This window comes from Kocuria sp. TGY1127_2 (genome assembly GCF_013394385.1).
In the GTDB taxonomy this organism is placed as follows: Bacteria; Actinomycetota; Actinomycetes; order Actinomycetales; family Micrococcaceae; genus Rothia.
The window spans coordinates 2,492,395-2,513,100 of sequence record NZ_AP022834.1; the positions used below are offsets into that span (position 1 = coordinate 2,492,395).

The window sequence follows — 20,706 nt, forward strand, 5'->3', positions numbered from 1 at the left end:
GATCGCCGCCAGCGCTGTGGCTGCTGCTTCATTCGTCCCCCGGGGCTTGCACCTCGGCGTCCACCCAGGATCGGATTCTGTTCCTGGTCGAAATGACCGTGGAAACCGCTGCAACGCCGAGCTCTTGCTGGTCAATCCGAGAAAGTAACGCTCCACTCGTCGTAACCGCCCGAAAGGCTGTGGAATTCAACGTCCGGTCGCACCTCGGCCAGGATGTCCATGGCCTTCCGTGAGCGCACTCCGGCCTTGCAATAGAGAACCACGTGCGAATCCTTGTCGAGACGGGCTCCCAGGTCTTTCCCGGAGTCGCGTTGGATATCGCCCAAGGGGACGTTTGCGGCACCGGGTATTGCACCCAATCTGTTCTCCCACGGTTCGCGTACGTCCACGAGCGTCAGCTCGTTGCGCTCCTCGAGAAGAGCATTCAAGGCGGTAGGGCTGATTTCGCCCTGCGGAATCGAGGGCGAAGATACGGCGCACATCGTCTCGTCGGATGACCCTGCAAGATCCGAGGCCACACCGGTGACTTTCCGGCGTTGTGGATCCGGTTCCAGCCGTAGTTCCTGAAAACTCGCGGCCAGGGCATCGTAGACCATGACGCGGCCCAAGAGCGGGTCTCCGATACCGGCCAGGACCTTAATGGCTTCAGTCGCCATCAGAGTACCGATGACTCCGGGGAGCACTCCGATCACTCCGGCTTCGGCACATGAGGGGACCTCTCCCGGGCCCGGTGCTTCGGGGAACAAGTCCCGGTACGTGGGTCCGTGACCTGCCCAAAAGACACCGACCTGACCCTCAAAACGCAGAATTGCACCGTAAACGACGGGCTTGCCCAGGATCTCGGCCGCGTCGGAGACAACGTATCGGGTCAGGAAGTTATCCGAACCGTCGATCACCAGGTCAACGGGACGGACCAGATCCAGGGCGTTCTCCGGGGTAATCCGAAAACGGTGTTCGACGACTTCGGCATCCGGGTTGAGCCCTCTCACCACGTCCGCGGCGGACTCTGTCTTGGGCCTGCCCAGGTCGGCTTCCGAATGGATGACTTGCCGGTGGAGATTCGAACGGTCGACGACATCGTCGTCGACGATCTCGATATGCCCTACTCCCGCGGCCCCCAGGTACTGGAGGATGGGAGATCCGAGCCCTCCGGCACCAATCACGAGAATCCGGGAGTCAAGCAACGCTTGTTGCGCGTCTGGGCCGAAGCCCGCCAGGCCCAGGTGACGTTGGAAGCGCTCGAGTTGGGTATCGCTGAGATCGTTGATACCGGTCATATGCGATCCTCCGCGCGGACCCGTCCTTGCACGGGCGAGGACGCCAGGGCCTCGGTACGACGGGGGATTCGGCCTGCCTCGCGAGCGAGATAACCGGCCTCGACTCCGCGACGCATCGCGAGCCCCATCGCCCGAGAATCGCGGGCTCGCGTGACGGCCGAAGCGACCAGGACGGCGTCGCACCCGAGTTCCATGGCCTGCGCGGCCTCGGACGCGGTTCCGATGCCCGCGTCGACGATCACCGGAACCGACGCGCGGGTTGCGATGAGCTCGATGTTGTACGGGTTCAGGATTCCCAGCCCAGTGCCGATCGGCGATCCCATCGGCATGACCGCGGCCGCCCCAACGCTTTCGAGCCTGAGCGCCACGCTGGGGTCATCGGTGGTGTACACCAGTGGCGTGAACCCCTGCTCGGCGAGAGTCTCCGTCACGCGAAGCGTCTCGACGACGTCCGGCAGGAGCGTGTCCTCATCGGCGATGACTTCGACCTTAATGAGATCGGTCTCGAGTGCTTCACGGGCCAGGTTCGCGGTGAGGATCGCATCGCGAGCCGTGTAGCATCCCGCGGTATTGGGCAGGACGTCGATTCCCAGTTTTTCCAGGAGCGCGAAGACACTGGTCTTGGTATCGGGGTTGTACCGTCGCACGGCTACGGTCGTCAGCGATGTACCCGAGGCGACCAACGCATCCTCCAGGGAGGTCAGGTCTGTGGCGCCGCCCGTGCCCATGATGAGCCGGTTGACGAGTTCGTAATCTCCGATACGCAGCGGGGGCAATTCTTGGTCGGTGACCGGCTTCTGCGCCGTGGCTGCGTCGGTTTCAGTCAGCTGTTCCATTCTTTTCTTCCTTCTATCCACCCTGGACGGCGGTGACCAGGTCAATTTCCGTACCGTCCGCGACCACTCGTTCCTGCCACGCGGTCCGGGGCACCACTTGGCCTCCGACGGACAGGGCGACGCCGAGCCGTCCGCCGTCCACGGGACGCCCGTCGGGCTCTAGGTCTCGGTCCAAAAACTTGCCGACCACGTCGACGAGCGTCGCACGATCGTGCAGGGAGACCTCTTCGTCATTGACCTTCACGGTTTTCATGCGGGTATACCTCCTGTGAGGCGCGCTTGCGCCATATCAGTGTGCGCGCCGAAGCGGCCAGGGTCCATGGTTTCGAGCAATCGGGCGTCCGCGTTGCTCAAGGACGCCCCGGTGAGCAGATCGGCGCCGAGCCGTGCGCCGAGCGGAGCGAGCAAAATTCCGTGGCGCGAGTAGCCGGTTGAGACGACGACGCCCGGAGCCCCCGGCACGGGTCCGACGTACGGAATATCGTCCGGAGTCCCTGGACGCGCCCTGGCCATGGCCTCAACGAGTTCCATATCCCTCACACCCGGCACAACGGTCACGGCGTCCTCGAGCAGCTCCTGCACGCATCCCGCGTTGACTCCGGGCAGGTTGTCTTCCCGTACGCTGGCTCCGATCACCAGCCCGCCATCGGCCCGTGGGACCAGGTAGACCTGTCGTCCCAGGACTGTCGCGCGAATCGTCGCATTCACCACATGCTTTTCTCCCGGTGCGAGTTGCCCTTCGCGGAGCTTCAGCCGAAGAATATCTCCGTACACCGGCCTCAGGTCCAAGGGCAGACGGTCGAGAACCCCACCGATACGCCCATAATTCACGCCACACGCCACGAGCACCCGATCGACCCGGTGGGGGCCGCTGTCCCCCGCCGTGACGTCGTAGCCTGCTGTTCGGTCCCCCACCGGGTCGATTCTGGAAACGCTTTCCATAATCCATGCGGCGGACGGCCCGGCATGGGCGAATCCGGTGGGATCGAGATCATGGACGAGTGCAGCGCGGAGAGCCTCCAGGAGGAGACGCGGGTCCACCTGCTGATCGGTCGGCGCTTCGAATCCGCCGGCCAAGCGAGGGTTCAGGCCGGGTTCCATATCCAGCAGCCGACTCGCGGAGAGGGACCGGGTCTCCATGCCGTATTCGGTCTGGACCCGAGCATGATCTGCGGCTCGAGCCGAATCGGCGCGGTCTGCCGCAACAAGTAGCGTGCCGTTCTCGAGGTATCCGTGAGGACGATCGGTGACCCGTTCCAGTTGAGCGATGAGCTGCGGATATTCTCGCCGGGCAGCAAGCATGAGTGGGTAAAGGCCCTGCTGCCCGAACTGCACTTCACTGATGGGTGCCAACATGCCCGCTGCGGCCCGTGTCGCACCGTTTCCGGGGTCCGGATCGAAGATCGTCACCCGATGGCCCCGCAATCTCAGGTGCCACGCGGTCTGCATCCCGACGACGCCAGAACCCACTATGCCGATATGCATCGGTTACTCCTCCTCACGACGGCATGACCCGCATCGAGTTCGAATGGTCGGCGGTATCGCCCTCTCAGTCCGGCCAGCCCGGACTCCCACGTGTCTCCAGTCTATGACCTAACTCGCAAGTCCTTTAATGTTGCAAGGGTGACGACTGCCCAGAATGCACCAGACCATACTTCCTTGACCGCCCCCTCCCAAGCTCCCGGGCCCTCCCGCCTTCGCACGGAACGATCCGATCGATTGCGCTGCGCCCGACTTTATCTCTGCACGGATCTGCAGAGATTCATTCTCGGAGGTTCGGAAGCCGACGCTGTCGAAAAGCTTGATACCGCACGACTCGAAGAGTTCTACAGGGCAGCTTTTCGCGGTGGTACGGACATCATCCAGGTGCGCGACAAGCAGGTTTCCATTCGAACCGAGCTCGAGGCCCTGGACGTTCTTGTCTCGGTTGCGGGGGAAGAAGGCGGCCTTTCGGCGGCCAACGACCGTGCCGACGTCGCGTTGCTTTCAGGGGTCGACGTATTTCACGTGGGACAAACCGACCTGACCACCGAGCAGGTTCGGCGAGTTCTCGGGGAAGACATCCTTGTCGGTCGCTCTTGTCATGACAAGGCACAGGTTCGTGCCGCGTCCCAAGACTCCGGGGTGGATTACTACTGCACTGGCCCTATCTGGGAGACTCCCACCAAACCCGGGCGGGCGGCAGTGGGACTCGAATTGCCCGAGTTCGCTGCCCACATAGGCCAGAGCCTGGATTCGGCTGCCAAACCGTTCTTCGCGATCGGAGGCGTCAACATCGACACCGCGCCGCTGGTTCGGAACGCCGGGGCCGAGCGGATCGTCGTCGTACGGGCCGTAACCGCCGCCGACGACCCGGAATCCGCGGCTCGGGAGCTCAGGGCCTGCTTCTCGCCTCGGTAATCACGAGAAACATTCCGCCTACGTCGAAACTCACTGGACGCGGCCACGGAATTTGGTTTGAGTACCTATATGAGTACTTTTGCTGTGACAAATCCGAACACTGGCGAAGTCGAGCAGACTTTTGAGTCCCTCACGGCAGAGGAGATTCCCGGGGTCATCGACACCGCCGATCAGGCCTTCCAGTCCTGGCGGGACACCCCTGTCAGCAAGCGTGGCGAAATTCTGAACAAATTCGCTGACCTCGTCGAGGCTCGCGCCGGAGAGCTGGCCGACATCATTGGCCGAGAAATGGGCAAGCCCAAGAAGCAGGGCGAGTCAGAAGCCCAGAAGGTGGCTTTCACGGCTCGTTGGTTCGCCGAGAACGCCGAAAAATTCCTTGCCGACACACAGTTGCCGGATGCGCAAGGCGCCGACAAGACCTACGTCAAGCATGACCCGTTGGGTGTACTCCTGGGCATCATGCCCTGGAATTTCCCGTACAACCAGATCGCGCGTTTCGCATTGCCCAACATCATGGTCGGCAACGCGATCCTGATGAAGCAGGCAGCCATCTGTCCCAAGTCGTCCCAGACTTTCCAGGACCTTCTCGAAGAGGCAGGACTGCCCAAGGGCGTTTACACGAATATCTACCTGAACAGCAGCGATGCAGAAGAGGTCCTCAAGGATTTCCGCGTCAAGGGCTTCTCCTTGACCGGATCCGAGGAAGCAGGCGCCTCGGTTGCGAAGATCGCAGCGAAGCACCTTAAGCGCTCGGTTCTGGAGCTCGGCGGCAATGACCCGTTCGTCGTGCTGGACACCGATGACGTCAAAGGACTTGCGCAAAAGGCCGTAACCCTCCGGACCGCGAACGCCGGGCAGGTCTGCACCTCGCCCAAGCGTTTCATCGTGGTCGAAGACTACTATGACGACTTCGTGGCGGCCGCCAAGGAAGCAGTCGAGAACGTGACCGTCGGAGCCTTTGACGATCCCGAGACCGATATGGGACCGCTGTCCTCCGAAGGCGCACGCGACGAGGTCGTCGAGCGCATCCAAAAGGCCGCACAAGAGGGTGCGACCTTGCACACCGGAGGCGAGAAGCTGGATCGACCGGGTTGGTTCATGTCCCCGGCGTTGCTGACAGATATCGACCCGAATTCCGATTTGGGATGCAACGAGCTCTTCGGCCCGGCCGTGATGGTTTTCAAGGCCAAGGACGAGGAAGACGCCCTGAGGATCGCGAATGATACGCAGTACGGGCTGATGGCCTCGGTATGGACCACCGATCCCGAACGCGGTCAGAAGTTCGCCGAAAAGATCAATGCCGGCATGACCTTTGTGAACACCCACATGGATTCGAGCCCCGAGTTCCCCTTCGGCGGCATCAACCGCTCTGGCTATGGGCGCGAGAATGCGCAGTGGGCATTGCAGCAGTTCACCAACGAGCGCACCGTTCGTGTGCGGAACCAGCAACTCTAAGAGGCACAGCCAGCTCTTCGTCCCATCGGACGACGAGGGGGCCGGGCACCGTCTGCAAGGGACTAACCCCCGACGACGCGCCTGGCCCCCTCAGTTCTTTATACGGGCGCACCAGGGCCACGTACCGCGAATCAGCCCTGAGCAGGAGCTTCTTCCTGACGGTGCCAGGGCGCCGGCCGATCTGCGCCGTGTTCCTCGGCATCATCGTTAATGCGGTTGTGTTTGAAATGGCCGAAGCTCGTCAATAAGACGCCGAGAACGACCCACGCAATGAGCGTCCACCACTGTTGAGCCATGGGGGCCTCGGGGAAGTAGCTCAGGGACCTCAGCAATGTATTTGAGGCACCCGGCACCAGATACTGACCGATGCGCCCCCACGGTTCCACCATGAACTGCCACGGCACCTGGGCTCCGGAGAGCGGATTGCCGACCAACAGCGTGACGACAGCACCGAGTCCGATGCCCGGCGTACCCAGGACCGCCGTACAGCCCAGGATGAAAGTCGCGGTGGCCATGGCCGACAGGCCGAAGGCGAGCCAGACCAGCCCGAAATTGCCCTGCACGAACCCGAACCACGTGTGCAGAATCAGGGTCAGGCTCAGCCCGGCCAGGGCCCCATAGGCCAATGCCGCGATGAGTCTGCGCCAGACGCCCTTAACAAGGAATGTGACGAGAACACCGCCGATCATTCCGCCGAGAACCAACGGGAATGCCGCCGTGGTGAGGCCAGCGCCGTTCGAGTCGTCGCCCGAAAGGGGAACTACCTCGGTTTCGGCTACCTGAGTCGATGCCGCTTTCTCTTCCAGCTGCTCGGCCATTTGCGCCTGCTGACCGTTCAGCTGGCCACCGGACTTCTCTTTCATCTGGTCGACCTGACCGGTGATCTGGGTACGGATCTGCTGGGTCAGTTGATCCGCGATCCCGCTCATCACCTGCGTTGCGGTCGAGTTGGCGGCCGGTGCGGTGAGAACTTCCGGAGTCTTCGGTTGTTCGGCCAAGATGACGGCACCGTAAGTTTCCCGATGCTTGATCTGATCAACGGCCTGCCTGCGGCTATCGGCAGCCACGAAGTCGAAGGTGTCCCCCGACTTCTCGTTGATTTTGTTCTCGAATTGATCGACGGCTTGCTTCGGGCCTGCGACGCTGACCGGCAGATTGTGGGCGGTCGACGTCTTGCTGGGCCAGGTGAATGCCATGACGAAAATGGTCATCACCACGGCGGCAAGGAGGGACACTCCCACTACCTTGCCCATATGGCTGCCGGTGCGGATTTTCGAGGGGTTTGAGGTGGACTCAGCCTCGGCGTGCTGAGAATCCCGAGCGCTCATAACGTCTCCTAAACAGAATGCTTCTTCTACTTGCGGCCAGACTAACAGAACGACTATTCTTTTTCTATGCCGAAGCTATCCGAGTCATCAAAGATCGACAGACGCGAGCGCATTATCGCCGCGGCCCGCCGCTGCTTCCTCAGCAACGGCTTCTCCAACACCTCAATGGCGGACATTGTTGCTGAATCAGGCATGTCTCCTGGTTCGATCTACTCGCACTTCGAGGGAAAAGCCTCGATCATGAGAGGCACCGCAGAGAGCATCTTCCACGCGGCACTGCAGGATTTGATTGCCATGGAAAACGAAAAAGGTTCGACCCCGGCCCCCTCCGACGTCGCCCGACTCGTGGTCAGCACGCTCTTCACCAACGGTTTGGGGCCGCTGCTGATTCAGTTCATCGCCGAATCGACCGTCAACCCGGAGGTCGCGGAGGTCGCGCGAGAAAATATTGCTCGGGCTCGTCAGCTGCTCACAGAAGTTCTCACACCGTGGTCTCGGCAAAGAGTCTCAGAGGGCGCAGACCCGCTGAGCCCCCTGATGGACCCTCCCCGACTCGCGAATATGCTCTTGCTGTTCGTCCACGGTCTCTTGGTCCGCACCGCGGTTGACATCGACGCCGACCTTGAACAACTCGTCGAAGACGCCATTCGTCTCTTCCCCGACAGGGAAAATGCGGCCTGAGGCTGCCTGGCCTCAGGCCGCGTGCCCAATTTCTAGACGGTCACACCCGCGCGTACCCGTCGGGCGGCTTCCACGAGTCTCTTCAACGCGGCCGTGGTTTCCTCATACTGTCTCGTCTTGAGACCGCAGTCTGGGTTGGCCCAGAGCCTGTCGCGAGGGATGACTCGCGCAGCCGCAGACAACAGATCCTCGGTTTCCGTCACAGTGGGAACCCGGGGAGAGTGAATATCCCAGACACCGGGCCCGATGCCACGCTCGAATCCGATGTCCGCCAGAGGATCCAGCAATTCCATCCGCGAGCGCGCCGCTTCGACGCTGGTCACGTCCGCATCCAGCGCGTCGATCGCGGAGAGCACCTCTCCAAATTCGGAATAGCACAGGTGCGTGTGGATCTGGGTTTCGGGCCTCACACCGGACGTGGCCAAGCGGAAGGCCCGTACCGACCACTCGAGATATTCGGCCCGGTCGCGTTCCCGGAGTGGAAGGAGTTCGCGCAACGCGGGTTCGTCAACCTGTACGACGCCTATACCGGCCGCCTCGAGGTCGTTCACCTCGTCGCGCAAAGCGAGAGCCACCTGATTCGCGGTATCCGCCAACGGCTGGTCCTCGCGGACGAAAGACCAGGCCAGGATAGTGACCGGACCCGTCAGCATCCCCTTCACAGGGCGGTCCGTCAGGGACTGCGCGTAGGTGATCCAGGGAACCGTGATGGCTCGACCCCGCACCCCTTCGCCTTGTCGACTGACGTCCCCCCAAAGGATCGAAGGCCGGGTGCAGCGCGAGCCATAGGACTGGACCCAGCCGTATCGGGTTACGTCGAACCCATCCAAGTTCTCCGCGAAGTACTGGACCATGTCGTTGCGCTCGGGTTCCCCGTGCACGAGCACGTCCAGCCCGATCTCCTCCTGAAGAGCAACGACGGCGCGAATTTCTTCCCGCAAGCGCTCGGTGTATTCGGAATCGGAGATGCGCCCGGCTCTGTGGTCCGCACGCACCGCTCGGATCTCCGGGGTCTGCGGGAAAGAACCGATCGTCGTCGTGGGCAGTTCCGGAAGGCTCGCCGAAATGCCCTGCAGAGCCTGTTCACGGCGCCTCTCCTCCGCGGGCTCACGATGACCATCGGATTCGGTCAGCAGGTCAGCCCGTTCTCGAATCAGTGCGTCCCTGGTCCCGCGGGCCTCTGTCCTATGACGAATCGCCCCGTCGGACTCGTCGAGGAAATTCGCGATCGCCTCGGGTCCGTCCGCCAGCCCTCGGGCCAGGATGCAAACCTCCTCGACTTTCTGGTCCGCGAACGCGAGCCAGGTGCGAGGTTCGTCCCCGAGCTGGTCCTCGAGAGCGGCGTCGTGCGGTACATGGATGAGCGATGTCGAAGTACTGACCGCCACATTCGCCCCGGCCTCGTGGAGCTCCTCGAGTCGAGCCAGGGCCGTACGCAGATCCGTTCGCCAGATGTTCTGTCCGTTCACGATGCCGGCCACCAGTACCGGGGCTTCGGTGCCGGTAAAGAGGGACAGCTGATCCGGATCGAGTCGCCGGATCTGCCCGTTCGCAGGGCCGGAGACCAGGTCCACGTGAACGGCATCGACGCCAGCCGCCACCAGGGGCTCGAGAAGATTCTCGGCGTCACCGTAGGCGGTCGTAACCAGGACCAAGGGATCACCAGCTGCGCGATCGGCGCTCAAGCGCTCATAGGTTCGCCGGACGATCTCGGCCAGTTCCGGATTCTGATTCTCGGCGACGAGGGCCGGTTCTTCGAGCTGAACCCATTCGGCACCGGCATTGCCCAGCGCCGAGATGAGCTCTCGATATACCTCCACGAGTTCCTCGATCCGATTCAGAGGTTCGAATCCAACGGGCGCGGTGTCCTCGGCCTTGGACAGAAGCAAGAACGAAATCGGGCCGAGGATGGCAGGGCGCAGCGGGGCGTCGTCGTTCGGCGAAAAGGCACCGGCCTGCAACTGGCCGACGATCTCCTGCGGATTTGCGGTGAAAGGAGTCCGAGGGCCGATCTCGGGCACCAAGTAGTGGTAATTCGTATTGAACCACTTGGTCATTTCGAGTGGGCCACGGGCGTCATCTCCTCGGGCCAGGACGAAGGAGGCGTCCCGGTTCAGGTGATGGTCACGGTTCGCAAGATCCGCAAACCGAGTAGGCACGGCCCCTGTCGCCAGAATCGCGTCCAGCACCTGGTCATAGAGGGCGAACGAAGCCGGGATCGAGGAGGAAGCCTTCAAGCCCAGTTCCCGCAGGCGGCCTACGGTTAGGTGTCGAATTCCGGTCACGGACGACGACAGGTCCTCGATGTCGCCTTGCCCGCTCCAGTACGCTTCCAGGGCGCGCTTGACCTCGCGATTCGGTCCGATGCGCGGATAGCCGAGGATGGTTGCCGGGGGAAAAGCCCTGTCCTTGGGTGAGGTGCTGTGGAGGACGTTGTTAGGGTTCGTCACGATGATCTCCTGATCGTTGAGAGGCGAGATGGGTTGATTCGCAGGGGCAGTATTGCCGCGCAGACCGAGTCGATCCACGAGTTCGAGCGCCGCCTGGTGTTCGTTGAAGGTATAGATGTGCAGTCCTGGGGCCCCTGCGGCAAGGGCCTGGCGAGCGAAGTCCTCCGCCGAGTCCACTCCGACGGCCAGGCGTTCTGCGAACGTCTCGGCGGTTTCGAGCCTGTGTGCGAGACCTGCATTCGGCTCGATCCCTGCGAGTCCGCACACCCGCAGATACCTCCGCAGGCTTGTCACGGGCAGAATTCCGGGGATCAGAGGCAATTCGACGGCATTGGCGCGGGCCCGCTCGGCGAGACGAGCGTAATCGGAAGGGTCCGGATAGACCTGAGTGATGGCGAAATCCGCTCCCGCCCGTTGCTTGGCCAGCAGGACCTCGGTGTCGTGGTGGATGCTCGAGGATTCTGGGTGACGGACCGGATAGGCCGCCACGCCCACGGCCAGACGTCCGGCACACAATTTGGCCGATCCCCTCGACTCGACGCCACGGATCAGTTCCACCAGGTGTCGAGCGAAGGGAAGTTCGCCCTGCTTGAGGGCGTAGTTCTCAGGTCGATCGCCCCTCAGAGCCAGGAGGCCGCGCACGCCAAGCCGGATGATCTCATCGACCAGTTCTTCGAGCTCGGAAGCTATCTGTCCGGTCGAGACGATGTGGGCCAATGGTTTCAGCTCCGTTTCCTCGACGAGGTGTCGTAGCAAGTCCAGGCTTTGGCGCCTCCTCTCGCCATCCACGGCGGCGGTCACGGAAACGTAATCAGGGCGAGTGGGTTCGATCTCGGCGATAGTGGTTTCCAATGCCTGTCGGCTCATCCTGCTGCGAGGCGGATAGAGCTCGAAGGACAACGCTGGCCTGTCATCAGGGTTCACGCCGGGTCTCCTTTCGGTACACCCGACGGAGAGCGGAGCCTCCTCGTCCGCCGACGCAACCGACCCGGTCCAGTGGGACCGTGCCGGAGTTGCGCCGACGACGTCCGGAGACGGCCGATACACTCCATCGGTCCTGGCGGGAGCACCTTTCCTCGGGACCGAGATGTTCGGGTTTCCGTGAGGAGGTTGCTGCGGCGTCGACGAGCCAGGTCTCTCGGCCGCTCTGGATAGATACGCAAGTATTCAATCCGCCTCAGCGCAGGCCCGCAAGAGATGAGAGAGTTTGACGCCGCATTTCGCGCATTGAGCGCACCCACACGCTTGACGCAACGTCGACGTCATATGACGTGGCCGCAATGAATCGTGACATCGAAGTTCATGAAAGCGGCCGACCCCGCCATCCGGTATGGGCGGGAGAAGCCGGAGTCGGAACGTTGTCAGACGGAACGAGCGTTCACGAATGACTGTTCCCGGCCGTGAAACTTTGATCGTTCACGGTCTTGTCGACAGTTCGTATCGCTTGTGTTCTTTTCGATTTCCCCTGCCGGACCGGATACTTCTCCAGGTATTCGAGAACGGTCGTTCGCGACAACAAGCTATTGCACAATATTTGATACAAGGATTCACTATTGCGCCAAGACCATTGGTGTCCTGTTCCAAGAAGCGGACCGATGTGGCCGGGGTAGAGGTCGCACATAGCGCGGAAGCCCCCTCCCGTCGGGGCGTCATCAGGACGACGTGGCCCGATATACCGAGTGGGATTTTCTCCGCGGTTGGAGCATGCAAGATACCTAGAAGAAAAATGCAGTAATCTCTCGACCGTTTTTGGTTTTGTCGGATACGAATTGTTAAAGCCCAATGCCTTCGATATCATCCCGAACTTGAGTCACCCTATTGTGGTGAACGACAAATTCATGTTTGGATAGTGACGTCAGATCAAACACCCGCGAGAGGAAATAATGACCGAGAACCACGACTCCCCGGCAGGCAACCAGCCTCCTCAGTACGGCGGCTCCCCCGAGGGCGGCCAGCCGCGGTACCAGGGTGGAGACACGGGTTACGGACAGGGAAACGGACCCGTTCAAAACCAGAGCGGGGCACTTGTCGCCCCCAAGCCCGTCAAGACGGGCGCGCTCTTGGTGTACATCTCTGCTGCCATAACCATCATCGGTTTGATCATTTCCCCATTCGTTCTCATGGGCAGCGCCGAATACAAGCAGCTTCAGGACCAAGGCCAGTCCGGTCTCGTCTGGGGCGGCTTGATCTTCGGCGCCGTCATCTCTGTGGCCATCGTGGTGCTTCAGGTTCTCGCCGCACGAGCCGCGACCAAGGGCAAGAACTGGGGACGAATCACCCTGTTGGTCCTCGCCATTCTGAGCCTTCTCTCGCTCTTGGTCTCCCTCGGTAGCGGCTCCGGAATCACCGGTTCAGTCGGAACCATCTTGTTGATCATCGGCACCATCATGATGTGGGCAGGACAAGGCGGACGTTGGTTCAAAGACATCAAACAGAACCGCAATGAGATGATGCGCTAGCCTCATCGCCTGAACACCGTGGCATCCCCCGGTTTTTTGGGGTGCTGGGTCGGATTCACCATGAGTCCGGCCCAGCCTTCTTCAGAGGTACCTCTTTGACAGGTTCTCGGGAAAAGGACCACACTGGATACAAGGCACTGGGCCGCAGGTTGCCCCGGGCTCCATTATTTAGCCGCTTCGAGCGGCCTTCCGCCGAGAGGCGCACCCGGTCCAGTGCCCCTAATCTTCACCTGCGTGCCCCCGCTCCAGCGGGGGCTTTTGCGTTCGCGCGACTGGCCCCTCGACGAATCGCCCAAAACGCGCCGGTTGCTTCCCCGACCCGGTGCCACAATGACGGATCGGATCCGGGCGAGAGCAGTATCACGGCACCGACCGGGGCCCACTGCATCATGGCCTTGTGAACCTTCCATGACAGTCCTGTTAACCAAGGACGGTTATCTTAGGAACGATCACCACCACCACCTTGGAAGGCAGAGCGTGGCAATTCGCTTATTTCCTCAGGAGAACAAGGCCCTCGAGCTGCTCGCGGACATGGCACAGCTTGTCGTTGATTCCACTTCCGCGGCCTCACGCATGATGGGGTCACCTCTCACGGATCACGACGAGGTCTTCGAACAGGCTCTGGAGATTGAGGGACGATCCACCGATTCGTTCTTCGCGCTGATGACCACCGTACGAAGCGCCTTCGTACTCCCTCTCCCCCGCGCGGACCTATACCTGCTGGGCCAACGCCTCAACCAGGCGACCGAATCCCTAACCTCGGCCTCGCATATCATCAAGATCCACAGCCTGGATCGATTTTCCAAGCGCGCCTCCGACCTCCTGGACCTTCTCCAGCGCCAAGCTTCCCTGACCGCCGAGGCCATGCGGCATCTCTCGGACCTTGAGGGCCTCGACGAATACTGGGTCGAGGTCCTTCGCATGTCCAAGCAGTCCATCCGGACCACGAACCTCTACCAAGCTGACATGATGGACCGGCTCAAGCCAGCGGCCTACCTCAAGGAGTCGCAGTTCACCGCCCAACTTCAGGCAGCTTCCCTGAGCGTGCGCGAAGTGGCCACCGACGTCGGACGAATCCTCGTCCAGGAGTCGTAACCGGTGGAGTACTTCCTGTTCACCCTGTGTGGGTTGTTTCTTCTGGGCTACACCGTCATCGGTTGTTTCCATGACGCTTCCAACGCCGTAGCAGTGCCCGTCGGAGCCCGTGCCCTCACCCCCAAGGTTGCGCTGATCGTCTGCGCGTTCTTCAACGTGGTGGGCTTGCTCATCGGCTCGCTGACTCTGTCATTGACTTCGGATCACTGGCTCACGATCCCGCACGACGACATCGGCCTTGCCGTCCTGACCTCGTCATTGCTCACGGTGATCCTGTGGGAGATCTTCACCTGGTGGCGCAGGTCACCGTCCTCGTCGACCAATGCCCTGATCGGCGGGGTATTCGGCGCGCTGTGGGCCACCCAGCAGGTAGGGCTGGGCGATCATCTTGACCTCGGAGTCAAGATGGTGGGCGACGTCGTCCTTCCCCTCATCCTTGCCCCTTTGGCCGCCTTCGGGATCGCCTGGGTGGCTGTCATCCCGTTGGTGCATTTGCTCCAGCACACGAGCCCGGGAAGAATTCACCGACGCTCTCGCTACGTTCTTTCACTCAGCACATCCGTCATATCCCTCGGGCACGGGATCTACTTCGGGCATCGTAGCCTCGTGATCGGCGCTTTGATGTGGATGTCGATCGGGCACAGCATCACGTCGACCCAAACCGCTTGGATGTGCACACTTATCGGCGTCATGATGGTCATCGGAACTTTGATGGGCAGCTGGCGTATCGGACACACTATCTCGGACCGTCTGGTCACGATCGACCCATTCCGCGGTGCAGTGGCTCAGGCCGTAACCAGTCTCCTGATTTTCGGTACGGGGGCAGTGGCCAAAGACCCGTTCTCCTCGTCCCACCTCGCGGCGTCTGCCGTTCTGGGCGCAGGCTCCAACCAGCGCTTCCATGCGGTGCGTGCCCATACGGCCGCCCGCCTGGTCCTGACCTGGATCGTCACCGTGCCGGTCACGGTCATCGTCTCGGCCATCTTTTTCCTCGCGCTGTCTCCTTTGTTGTAATTCCACGATCTGGTAGCCGCTCTTGGGCCGCCGTGAGGAAGTTTTAAAAGTCCGTACGAGGCCCAACGGCCGTCGTCGACCGACGGAGGAGACGTCAGCCGAAACGACCCGAGACGTAGTCCTCGGTCGCCTTGTTCTGAGGCTTGTTGAAGATTTCCTGGGTGGGCGCATACTCGATCAATTTTCCGGGCTTGCCCGTACCCGCAATATTGAAGAAAGCCGTCTTGTCGGAAACGCGAGCGGCCTGCTGCATATTGTGAGTCACGATGACAACAGTGTAATCCTCCTTGAGCTCGTTGATGAGGTCTTCAACGGCCAGAGTGGAAATGGGATCAAGCGCCGAACACGGCTCATCCATGAGGATCACGTCCGGGCGGACCGCGATACTGCGCGCGATGCACAGGCGTTGCTGCTGTCCACCCGAGAGGCCGGAACCTGGCTTGTCCAGGCGGTCTTTGACCTCTTCCCACAGGTTGGCGCTCCGCAGCGAGGATTCGACCAGCGTCTGAGCGTCCGAGCGGGAGATGCGCCGTGAATTCAATTTGACGCCGGCCAGCACGTTGTCGCGGATGGACATCGTGGGGAACGGGTTGGGCCGCTGGAACACCATGCCCACCTGGGAACGGACCCGGACGGGGTCCACGCCTTTCCCGTACAGGTTCTCGCCGTCGAGGTTGACCTTGCCCTCGACGTAGGCGCCAGGGATGACCTCGTGCATACGGTTCAGGGTGCGAAGGAAAGTCGACTTGCCGCACCCGGACGGCCCGATGAACGCGGTCACCGAGCGGGGCTCGATCTCCATGGTGATATCGTCCACCGCCAGGAAATCACCGTAATAGACGTTGAGGTGTTCGACGTCGATGCGCTTGGACATTTATTTCCTTTACTTCGGTTCGCCGGACTCAGCGACCGGTCTTGGGGGCAAAGAGCTTGGAGATCAGGCGGGCGATGAGATTCAGCGCCATCACCAGGATGATCAGGATGAGGGCCGAAGCCCAGGCACGACCTTCGGAAACCTGCGGGTTCGTCGGCGACGTCGGGTTCATGATCTGGTAGTAGATGAACGTCGGTAACGTGGTCATCCATCCGCTGAAGGCGTTGAAATTGATGCTCGAGACGAAGCCGGCCGTCACGAGAATCGGCGCAGTCTCACCGATCACGCGGGCAATGGCCAGGGTAACGCCCGAGGATATACCGGAGATCGCCGTCGGAATGACGACCTTGGTAATGGTGCGCCATTTGCGCACCCCCAATGCATACGAGGCCTCACGCAATTCGTTCGGAACAATCTTGAGCATTTCCTCCGTATTGCGCACTACCGTCGGGATCATGAGCACCGACAATGCGACGGACGCGATGAATCCGAATCTGGCCGAGGGGTCCCCTAGAACCTGGACGAAGAGTGCCACGGCGAAGAGGCCCGCAACGATCGATGGAATTCCGGTCATGACGTCCACGAGGAACGTGATGATGCGCCCCATCCACCGGAATGCTGCGTTGCTGCCACTGTACTCGGTCAGGAACACCGCGGTGAGCAGACCGATCGGGACCGACATCAATGTTGCCCAGAAAGTGATGATCACGGTTCCGGCGATCGCGTGGTAGGCGCCGCCGTAGACCGGACCACCATTGGCGGCCTCATTGTCGGTGACGCCGCTGACGCCGTTCATCGAGGTGCCCAGGAGATTCCCGGACAGCCCAGGAACCCCGCGGCTGAGCACGACCCAGATCACCGAGATCAGGGGGATCAAGGCCAGCAGGAACGCGCCGTAGATCAGATAGCGGGCGAATGCGTCCTGGCCTTTGCGACGACCTTCGATGATCCCGACGACGAGTGGCCCGGCAATCACGAAAATGATCGCGGCGAAGACTACCCACAAGGCAATACTGAAACCAACCAGGGCCGAAAGCGCGGCACCTACGATCAGGGCACTCAGGCCGATGACTGCGGGAAGCCATCGGGGGGACTGTCCGCTGGTGAGTTTGGATGCGGTGGTCGCTGTCGTGCTCATGAGTTGGCTCCCGAGAATTCCTTGTATCGGCTGATCACCAAGCGCGCGAGGAGATTGACCACCAGGGTGATCACAAACAGAACCAAGCCCGCTGCAATGAGCTCGTTGAGGCGCAAGCCGTAGGCCTCAGGAAAGTTCAACGCGATCTCGGAAGCCACTGTCTGGTTTCCGGACTGGATCAGGGAAGGATTGAACGGTCCGCCGGAAAGGACCAGAGTCACGGCCATTGTCTCGCCCATGGCCCGGCCGAGAGCCAACATGACCGAAGAGATGATGCCGGCTCGCGCGAACGGAAACACGGTCATCCGGACCATTTCCCATTTGGTTGCCCCCAGCCCGAGCGCTGCTTCTTGTTGCAGCACCGGGGTCTGAGCAAAGATTTCGCGGCACATCGAGGTAATGATCGGCAGAATCATGATCGCCAGCACGATTCCGGCCGTGAGGATGGTCTTTCCGGTCGCGGTCGCCGGTCCTTCGAAAATCGGAAGGAATCCGAGGATGCTCGACAACCAGTCGTAGAACGGAACGATCTTGGGTGCCAGGACCGAAGCACCCCACGCACCGAAAATGATCGATGGGATAGCCGCCAGAAGATCAATCACATAGCCCACACCCTTGGCGAGCCGCGGAGGAGCATAGTGAGAAATGTACAGGGCGACGCCGATGCCAACTGGGGTCGCCAGGACCAACGCGATCACCGAGGCAATCAGGGTCCCGAGCACGAGCGGCCAGATATAGGCCAGGAAGCCCTGCCCGCCGGTCACTTCGCTGGACGCCGCGCTGAAAATCGGCGAGGCCTGCCAGGTCAGGAAGAAAGCTACGGCCGCCAGCACCACGAGGATGATGCCTCCGGCGATGAGCGTGATGCTCGCGAAGACCTTGTCCTGGGCCGGGCTGCCCTTGGCACCGGCCACGGGAACGGGCCGATTCTGCCGAGGACTATTGCCCTCGTCCCCGTGTTCCCCACCGGGCTCGGCTGAGGTTCCGGGGGCGGGAACCGTCGAAGAAGAGTGAGACATGAATCCTCAAAAACTCTCTGCTGGTTGCTGTTGGTCGTTGCGCGAGATTCCCGCCAAGGCTACCTGCGCCTTGGCGGGAATCTCACCTGGCCGCAGGTCTTGCGGCGGTAGGGCTACTTGGTCTTGATCGATTCGATAGCCTTCTTGGCGTCTTCTCGCATGCTCTCAGGAAGAACGGCAGACTTCGCAGCGCTGGCTGCCGATTTCTGCCCGTCCTCGCTCACAACGTAATTCTCGAATGCTTTGACCAGGTCAACAGTCTTCTGATCCGAGTAACCGGAGCATAGGACGTGGTAGGAGACCAAGACGATGGGGTAGGAGCCGTCATTCGGCGTACGATTCAGCTCGAGCGACATATCGTGCTGACCGCGTCCCTCAACCTTCTTGGACTGCTCGACGGCCTTGGCCGCGGAATCGGCCGAGACCTCGACGTAGTCGTCGCCGTCCTTAACCTTGGCGGTCGAAAGATCGCCCACGGCCGACTCATCGGCGTACGTTATCGCCCCGTCGGTGCTCTGAGTGGTCGAGATGACCCCGGAGGTTCCCTTGTTGGCTTCCCCCTTGAACTGACTGGGCCAGTCACCCGAAGGTTCCTGCCCCCAGGCGCCCTCTGCAGCCTTGGACAGGTACTCGGTAAAGTTCTCGGTCGTACCCGAATTGTCCGAGCGGTGGACGACGGTGATCGGGGTGGACGGGAGGTCTGCGTCCTGGTTCTGCTTCTTGATGGCGTCGTCGTTCCAATTCTTGATCTCGCCCTTGAAGATCTTGGCGATCGTCGCGGGGTCGAGGTTCAAGGAGTCGACGCCCTTGACGTTGAAGGCGACGGCAATCGGGGACACATAGACCGGGATGTCGATGGCTCCGTCGGGACCGCACTGGTCCTTGGCCTGGCTGTACTCGTCATCGGACAGGTGAGCATCCGAGCCGGCGAAGTTGGCACCGCCCGAGAGGAAGGCCTTGCGACCGGCTCCCGATCCATCCGGGGAATACTGCACGTTGGCGCCTGAATTCTGGCTCTGGAAATCGGTCTGCCACTGGGTCATGGCCGCCTGCTGGGCGGAGGACCCCACCCCAGACAGGGTGCCGTTGACATCGGGCCCTGCCGAAGACGAGGCGGTTCCCGCCTCACCCGTGGCGTTGTCGGAGCCGCAAGCGGTCAATGCGATAGCGCCTGCCGCTGCGATGGCTGCGAAACGCCCCATGCGAGAGATCTTCACAAAAAGTACCCCTTCAAGTGTCGTCAACCGTCGCCCGCGGGATTTTTCGCGCGGATCGGAACGGTCCGGTGATGTGATGCGGTCGGACGATAGCTCGACCGAATGGCAAGGAACCCGAGCGGAGAGGAATCCGTCCTGCCCCCTACCTCTGGCACGTTACGGAGGGCAGGTATCCGGATGCCCGGGGTAGAGTGAACGGCGGGTTAATTTTGAAGTTAGGCCGTGACAACGACGAACTATGATGGCTCCATGAGTCGATTCAAGGTCAGGGAGAGGGCACGGTCCTCGAGACGCGAGATCGTCTCACGGGCTCGGCTCGGCCTCTCCAGGGTTCGGAGCGGACTGTTCCAATCCATTCAGATCACGGTCGCCGCGGTCGGTGCGTACTTCATCGCTGAAGTCCTGTTCCAGCACCATCAGCCTCTGTTCGCCGCGACGGCCGCGATCGTCTCCTTGGGTTATGTCCGCGGTGGCAATCACATGCGTCGGATCATGGAAGTGGCCATCGGGTGCACCCTCGGCATCGCGGTGGGCGATTCGCTGATGTACTTCCTGGGGCGGGGCCCTCTCCAGGCCTCGCTCGTTTTGTTGTTCTCCCTGCTGCTGGCACGATTCCTGGACAACGGGACTATCTTCTCGACCCAGATGGGTCTCCAAGCGGTGCTCGTGGTTCTGTTGCCTCCCGCGATCGACGGGCCCTTTGCCCGGAGCCTCGACGCCGTCGTCGGTGGTTTGTGCGCCCTGGTGATCATGGTCTTGGTGCCGCAGGATCCACGGCGTCAGCCGAAGGACGAGATCTTGCATGTCGCCCGCGAATTCTCACGGGTACTGCGCGAGGCATCCGAGGCAATCGGGGATTACGATGCCACTCGGGCCTGGCACGCCCTGAGTCGCGCACGAAAGACCCAGCCGCTTCTCGACCAGGTCGAGAGCTCGCTCAAGACCAGCAAGTCCATGGCGAGGGTTGCGCTCACGCGACGCCAAGCGATGGAAGACATACGCTTTTACGAGCAGGCTCTCCACGGTTTCGATTACGCGATTCGAAATGCTCGTGTTCTCGTGCGGAGAATCGCCAACGTCATCAATACCGTTCAATTGCGGGACGAGGCGATTTCCTCGCTGAGAGACGTTCTGCTCGAGCTCTCCGAGGCAGTGGACCTTCTGGGCTTGGCACTCAAGGCGGACACCGAGGATGCCCGCAACGTCATGCGCCGTCGTGCCCGCATCGACCTGAGCTCGACGGCTGCGAAGCTCGACCCCCAATCCCTGGGCGTCAGGACATATCAGGGCGAGGCTCTCGTCATGATCATCCGCCCGCTGACAACTGATCTCTTGGTGATGACGGGGATGGACGAGAAGTCCGCCGGCAAAGTGCTCGTGACGATACGCCAGGAGCTCACGGAGGCCATCGACGTGATAGATCCGCGAGACATCGAGGATCAGGACTCTTAAGTTGTCAGTCA

General features: G+C 61.4%; 17 protein-coding genes and 2 riboswitches. Of the genes, 7 read left to right on the forward strand and 10 right to left on the reverse strand.

What is annotated here, in order from left to right; translation table 11 throughout:
- Positions 1-131: 131 nt before the first annotated feature.
- The 4 genes from moeB to thiO form a co-directional block, all read right to left on the reverse strand.
- The gene (gene moeB, locus sake_RS11125; RefSeq protein ID WP_129360458.1) at positions 132-1,277 is read right to left on the reverse strand and encodes a molybdopterin-synthase adenylyltransferase MoeB; all 1,146 of its coding nucleotides are present in this window, start codon (positions 1,275-1,277) and stop codon (positions 132-134) included.
- A complete protein-coding gene (locus sake_RS11130) occupies positions 1,274-2,113 on the reverse strand; it encodes a thiazole synthase (protein WP_129360457.1) in 840 nt (279 codons plus the stop codon). Before sake_RS11130 ends, moeB begins: the two co-directional genes overlap by 4 nt.
- Positions 2,114-2,126: 13 nt before the next feature.
- Complete coding sequence (gene thiS / locus sake_RS11135; protein ID WP_129360456.1) at positions 2,127-2,366, reverse strand: sulfur carrier protein ThiS; 240 nt, start codon at positions 2,364-2,366, stop codon at positions 2,127-2,129.
- Entirely contained in the window at positions 2,363-3,598 is a 1,236-nt protein-coding gene (gene thiO, locus sake_RS11140; RefSeq protein ID WP_178946050.1) for a glycine oxidase ThiO, read from the reverse strand. The genes thiS and thiO overlap by 4 nt, the downstream gene beginning before the upstream one ends.
- Positions 3,591-3,698: riboswitch (TPP riboswitch) on the reverse strand. It overlaps the preceding gene by 8 nt.
- Before the next feature lie 74 nt (positions 3,699-3,772).
- On the opposite strand from thiO, the gene sake_RS11145 reads away from it, so the two are divergent.
- On the forward strand, positions 3,773-4,513 hold the full coding sequence (locus sake_RS11145) for a thiamine phosphate synthase (RefSeq protein ID WP_178946051.1): 741 nt from the start codon (positions 3,773-3,775) through the stop codon (positions 4,511-4,513).
- 69 nt (positions 4,514-4,582) lie between these two features.
- Positions 4,583-5,968: an NAD-dependent succinate-semialdehyde dehydrogenase gene (locus tag sake_RS11150; protein ID WP_129360453.1), complete on the forward strand. Its 1,386-nt coding sequence runs from the start codon at positions 4,583-4,585 to the stop codon at positions 5,966-5,968.
- A gap of 131 nt (positions 5,969-6,099) precedes the next feature.
- Here the strand turns inward: sake_RS11150 and sake_RS11155 are convergent, their stop codons facing one another.
- Positions 6,100-7,296, reverse strand: coding sequence for an ABC transporter permease (locus sake_RS11155; protein ID WP_178946052.1), 1,197 nt, complete (start codon positions 7,294-7,296; stop codon positions 6,100-6,102).
- Between the two features lie 66 nt (positions 7,297-7,362).
- On the opposite strand from sake_RS11155, the gene sake_RS11160 reads away from it, so the two are divergent.
- Entirely contained in the window at positions 7,363-7,977 is a 615-nt protein-coding gene (locus tag sake_RS11160) for a TetR/AcrR family transcriptional regulator (protein ID WP_178946053.1), read from the forward strand.
- 32 nt (positions 7,978-8,009) lie between these two features.
- Here sake_RS11160 and metE read toward each other — a convergent pair whose 3' ends face one another.
- Positions 8,010-11,351 (reverse strand): 5-methyltetrahydropteroyltriglutamate--homocysteine S-methyltransferase, encoded by a 3,342-nt coding sequence (gene metE, locus sake_RS11165; protein ID WP_178946054.1) that lies wholly within the window; start codon positions 11,349-11,351, stop codon positions 8,010-8,012.
- 121 nt (positions 11,352-11,472) lie between these two features.
- Positions 11,473-11,585, reverse strand: a riboswitch (SAM riboswitch).
- A gap of 725 nt (positions 11,586-12,310) precedes the next feature.
- On the opposite strand from metE, the gene sake_RS11170 reads away from it, so the two are divergent.
- The 3 genes from sake_RS11170 to sake_RS11180 all read left to right on the forward strand — a co-directional run bounded on the left by sake_RS11170 (position 12,311) and on the right by sake_RS11180 (position 14,995).
- Positions 12,311-12,886 carry a hypothetical protein gene (locus tag sake_RS11170; RefSeq protein ID WP_129360449.1) on the forward strand — a complete coding sequence of 192 codons (576 nt, stop codon included), beginning with the start codon at positions 12,311-12,313 and terminating at the stop codon, positions 12,884-12,886.
- A 477-nt stretch (positions 12,887-13,363) separates the two neighbouring features.
- Positions 13,364-13,981, forward strand: coding sequence for a phosphate transport regulator (locus tag sake_RS11175; RefSeq protein WP_129360448.1), 618 nt, complete (start codon positions 13,364-13,366; stop codon positions 13,979-13,981).
- 3 nt (positions 13,982-13,984) lie between these two features.
- Positions 13,985-14,995, forward strand: coding sequence for an inorganic phosphate transporter (locus tag sake_RS11180; protein ID WP_178946055.1), 1,011 nt, complete (start codon positions 13,985-13,987; stop codon positions 14,993-14,995).
- Between the two features lie 94 nt (positions 14,996-15,089).
- On the opposite strand, the gene pstB is transcribed toward sake_RS11180, so the two are convergent.
- The 4 genes from pstB to pstS form a co-directional block, all read right to left on the reverse strand.
- Positions 15,090-15,869, reverse strand: coding sequence for a phosphate ABC transporter ATP-binding protein PstB (pstB, locus tag sake_RS11185; RefSeq protein ID WP_129360446.1), 780 nt, complete (start codon positions 15,867-15,869; stop codon positions 15,090-15,092).
- Between the two features lie 28 nt (positions 15,870-15,897).
- The gene (gene pstA, locus sake_RS11190) at positions 15,898-17,007 is read right to left on the reverse strand and encodes a phosphate ABC transporter permease PstA (RefSeq protein WP_178946056.1); all 1,110 of its coding nucleotides are present in this window, start codon (positions 17,005-17,007) and stop codon (positions 15,898-15,900) included.
- Positions 17,004-18,026, reverse strand: a complete 1,023-nt coding sequence (gene pstC / locus sake_RS11195) for a phosphate ABC transporter permease subunit PstC (RefSeq protein WP_129360444.1) — start codon at positions 18,024-18,026, stop codon at positions 17,004-17,006. Before pstC ends, pstA begins: the two co-directional genes overlap by 4 nt.
- Positions 18,027-18,139: 113 nt before the next feature.
- Positions 18,140-19,243 (reverse strand): phosphate ABC transporter substrate-binding protein PstS, encoded by a 1,104-nt coding sequence (gene pstS / locus sake_RS11200; protein WP_129360443.1) that lies wholly within the window; start codon positions 19,241-19,243, stop codon positions 18,140-18,142.
- A gap of 249 nt (positions 19,244-19,492) precedes the next feature.
- Between pstS and sake_RS11205 the strand changes: the two genes are divergently transcribed.
- On the forward strand, positions 19,493-20,695 hold the full coding sequence (locus sake_RS11205; RefSeq protein WP_178946057.1) for an aromatic acid exporter family protein: 1,203 nt from the start codon (positions 19,493-19,495) through the stop codon (positions 20,693-20,695).
- Positions 20,696-20,706 lie beyond the last annotated feature (11 nt).